The sequence below is a fragment of the Streptomyces sp. NPDC043870 genome (assembly GCF_056435785.1).
Genome location: NZ_JBWKDT010000115.1, coordinates 1 through 3,594 on the forward strand (window position 1 = coordinate 1; position 3,594 = coordinate 3,594).

The window sequence follows — 3,594 nt, forward strand, 5'->3', positions numbered from 1 at the left end:
CGCCGCGGCGGCCCGTGCGGAGACCCCCCCCCCCCGCCGACCCCCTCCCCCCCCCCCCCCCCCCCCCACCCCCACCCCCCCCCCCCCCCCCCCCCTCCCCTTCCCCCCCCCCCCCCCCCCGGCGCCGGCCGGACGCCGACGCGCCGCCCTCGCCATGTCTACGCCAGCGGGGCCGCGCGTCGTCGCCCGTCCGCGCCCACAAGGGCGAAGACCAGGCCGGGGCTGGGGGAATGGAGCGACACCACAGGTGAGAACCAGACCGTGGCTGGGGCGGTCGGCTCCGCGGCTTTACGCAGCCACCATGGGGCGAGCCTCGAAGATCGGGGGCCCACCTCGGGCTATTGCGGGCAGGTCCAGAGACTGCCCGAGTCGCGGAAGCTTACGGGCCCCCGATCTCTCGCCCCATGGCAGCTCCAGCCCAAAGCCGCTACACCGACCTCATCCGGGGCCTGGTGGCCAGCGCGCGCTATTCGCTCGGCGCCTCTGCGCTCCCGAAGACCGTTGCACCGAGCTCGCACACCGCCTCCGCCTAGTGACCCAGAGGGACTAGCACAGATTGCGGTCAGCCCGGGGCCCAGGCACGATCTTGCATATCCGCGTGACATCGAGGAAACGGAAGAGCGATGCCCAAAGCGAATAGTGCCGTGGAGAACTCCCTTTCCGCCAAGGAGATGACGGACAAGTTGCGGCAGGGCGCCCAGGCGGGAACTTCGTTCCTCGCCCTACTGAAGGCTCCTGACGAAGGAGACTTCCTCTTGATCTCGCCGTCTCTTACGTGCGAAGACTGGCTTGCTGTGCCCCATCGGCTCATCGAAAGCATCATCCAAGTGGGCCACATCCCATGTGGAGAGCATGACCACCTGCTAGCCGATGTCCATCTAAGTACTCCAGATACCGAAGAGGGGCAGGTCTTCGCTGCTCTGGCCACATCGTTGAAGGCTTCCAAGCGCAGACTGCCACCATCCCTCGGCAACGGCAAAGCCTTGTCAGAACTCAGCGGCAACGGCTTGCTTGAAACGCTGCCGAGGAGTTCCGCTGCTTCGCGTGCCTCTATGGGGCTAGGATCTCGGATTCCTGGGGGAGCGGTGCCGGTTATTTCGAACTGCGAACTGTATCGGCGGGATTCAGTCGCCTACCATGTCGCAGCCGCTTACTATTTGGGAGCGGGCGACAGCGCCAATTATCAGCTCTACAGCCAGCAAGCCGCCCTGGCAGATATTCTGCTCGACGCCTGCGAGGCTACAATGCGCGCCCTTTGATGGATGGGGCTAGCCTGGAACTACGGACCAGAAGTTCCCCGTGCCACAACCGCGCCAGATCAGCCGGCAACTCACGGGGAACCGTGGCTGCCAGCGGGGCCCGGATACCGCAGGGCCGAAGCCAGCGATACCCAGGCCAGGGCCCAACCCACCCCACCTCGCTCCTAAAGCGGGTGTCGCAGGTTCGAATCCTGCCGGGGGCACCAGGCAAAAGGCCCCGGACCGATCATGGTCCGGGGCCTTTGACATCAGCTTTTGACACCAACGAGGGCGGTCAATCACGGCCGGGACGCCTCTTGAGCAGCCGGTCCATATGGCTGATCGCTTCGCGCTGCGTGTCGTGGACGACGTGCGTGTAGACGTCCATGGTGATGCTGATCTGGCTGTGCCCGAGGATCTCCATCACGACGCGAGGCGCGACCCCAGCCGCGGTGAGCAGCGTCGCGCAGCCGTGCCGGGCATCGTGCAGCCGGACGACGCGGAGGCCGGCGGAGTGGGCGACGCGGGTGAACGAGCGGTACACGTCGCGCGGCTCGACCGGGCGGCCGGTGCGGGTGGTGAAGACGTGACCGTTCTCGTCCCAGGACTCCCCCGCGCGAAGCTTGGCAGCGGCCTGGCGCATCCGATGCCAGCGCAGCGGCGGGATGCACATCGCCGGAAGCGGCAGCGCACGACGGCGGCGATTCTGCGTCTCGTCGTCGTAGAGCACGCCGCGCCGTCGCTGTGTCTGCTGCCGGACGTAGATCACGCGGTTGTCCAGGTCGACATCGGTCCAGCGGAGACCGACGATCTCGCCCCGGCGGAGGCCCATGGCGATGGCGAGCACGAAGGCCGCGTAGAGCGGGTCCTTACGGGCGGCGGCGAGAAAGTCCAGGGTCTCGTCGAGTGTCCAGGGGCTCAGCTCCCGGGACTTGGCACGCGGCGGCTCGACGAGGCCGGCCACGTTCCGGGTCACCAGTTCCTCACGGCACGCGGCGCTGAAAGCCGTCCGCAGCACGCGGTGAGACTCCTTTGCAGTGGGCGCGGTCGTCTTGTTCTCCAGCTGGACGATGAAGCGTCGGACGTCGGCGACGCCGAGAGATTCCAGCCGCTTCGAGCCCAGCATGGGCACGAGGTAGAGCCGCACATGAGCTTCGTACTTGTCGTACGTGCTCAGCTTGCGCCCTGGTTTGACGACGTTGTCCAGCCAGTACGGCAGCCACTCCGAGAGCCGGGCCGAGCGAGTCGGCACGGGTACACCCTGGTCGACCTTGTCAAGGTGCTTCTGCCGCGCAAGCGCGGCAGCGCGCGGCCCGTCGGCCGCACGCCGAAACGGCGAAGGGTTGACGATGGAGGGGCCCGCTGTGGCTGGAACGGTCGACTCCACGGCTTTACGCAGCCACCATGGGGCGAGCCTCGAAGATCATGGCCCCAGATCGGGCTATTGCGGGCAGGTCCAGAGACTGCCCGATTCGCTGACCAGCGTAAGGGGCCATGATCTCTCGCCCCATGGCAGCTCCGTGAGTTGTTAGGCGGCCCGGGAGGGCCGGGTGTGGCTGATGGCAGCTTGTCTCGTGTGACTCGGCAGGAGTGGCCGCCCGGCTCTTCGGGGCGCCCTGGCTGCTGATTGAGATGTGCGTTGTGGTCGCTGTTTACGGAGATGACAGCGGGGTGTTCCTCGGGCCCACGGCATGCTGCGCGGAACGAGGAGGGGCGAGTGAGCAAGCGGCGGGCCCGAGTCTGGGCCGGGATCGACGCAGGCAAGGGCCACCACTGGGCTGCGGTAGTCGACGAGGCCAGTGCCACGCTGTGGTCAAAGAAGATCGACAACGACGAGTCGGCAATTCTGGCCGCGCTCGTCGCAATCCTGGACCTGGCGGACGAGGTCTACTGGGCGGTGGACATCTCCGGGACGTCGTCCGCGCTGCTGCTGGCCCTGCTGGCGGCCCATGGCCAGCGTGCCGTCTACGTGCCCGGTCGGACGGTCAACCGTATGTCGGGCGCCTACCGAGGCGAGGCGAAAACCGATGCTCGCGATGCCTACGTCATCGCCGAGACTGCGCGTCACCGCCGGGACTTCGCCGCCATTGACGTGCCCGCCCAGCTGGCCGCCGACCTCGCGCTGCTGACTGCCCACCGCACCGACCTCGTGGCCGACCGGGTGCGGATGATCAACCGCCTGCGGGACGTGCTGACCGGTATCTTCCCCGCGCTGGAACGAGCCTTCGATTACAGCGCGCAGAAGGCTGCACTCGTGCTGTTGAGTCGAGTAGCCGAGGGGAATCTCACCCCTCGGCTCTCCCAGAACGGAGCGTGACAATCTCTCGTCACTCCGCTCTTGTCATCCTGATCACCA

Annotated in this window: 1 protein-coding gene and 2 pseudogenes; 2 read left to right on the plus strand and 1 reads right to left on the minus strand. The window is 67.2% G+C overall.

Going from position 1 to position 3,594, the window contains the following annotated elements:
• Positions 1 to 623 precede the first annotated feature (623 nt).
• Complete coding sequence (locus AC0699_RS39425) at positions 624 to 1,259, plus strand: hypothetical protein (protein ID WP_478671419.1); 636 nt, start codon at positions 624 to 626, stop codon at positions 1,257 to 1,259.
• 274 nt (positions 1,260 to 1,533) lie between these two features.
• On the opposite strand, the pseudogene AC0699_RS39430 reads toward AC0699_RS39425, so the two are convergent.
• Positions 1,534 to 2,529: pseudogene (locus AC0699_RS39430) on the minus strand (tyrosine-type recombinase/integrase); the annotation flags it as partial.
• 426 nt (positions 2,530 to 2,955) lie between these two features.
• On the opposite strand from AC0699_RS39430, the pseudogene AC0699_RS39435 reads away from it, so the two are divergent.
• Positions 2,956 to 3,504 (plus strand): annotated as a pseudogene (locus AC0699_RS39435) (IS110 family transposase); the annotation flags it as partial.
• Positions 3,505 to 3,594: the final 90 nt, after the last annotated feature.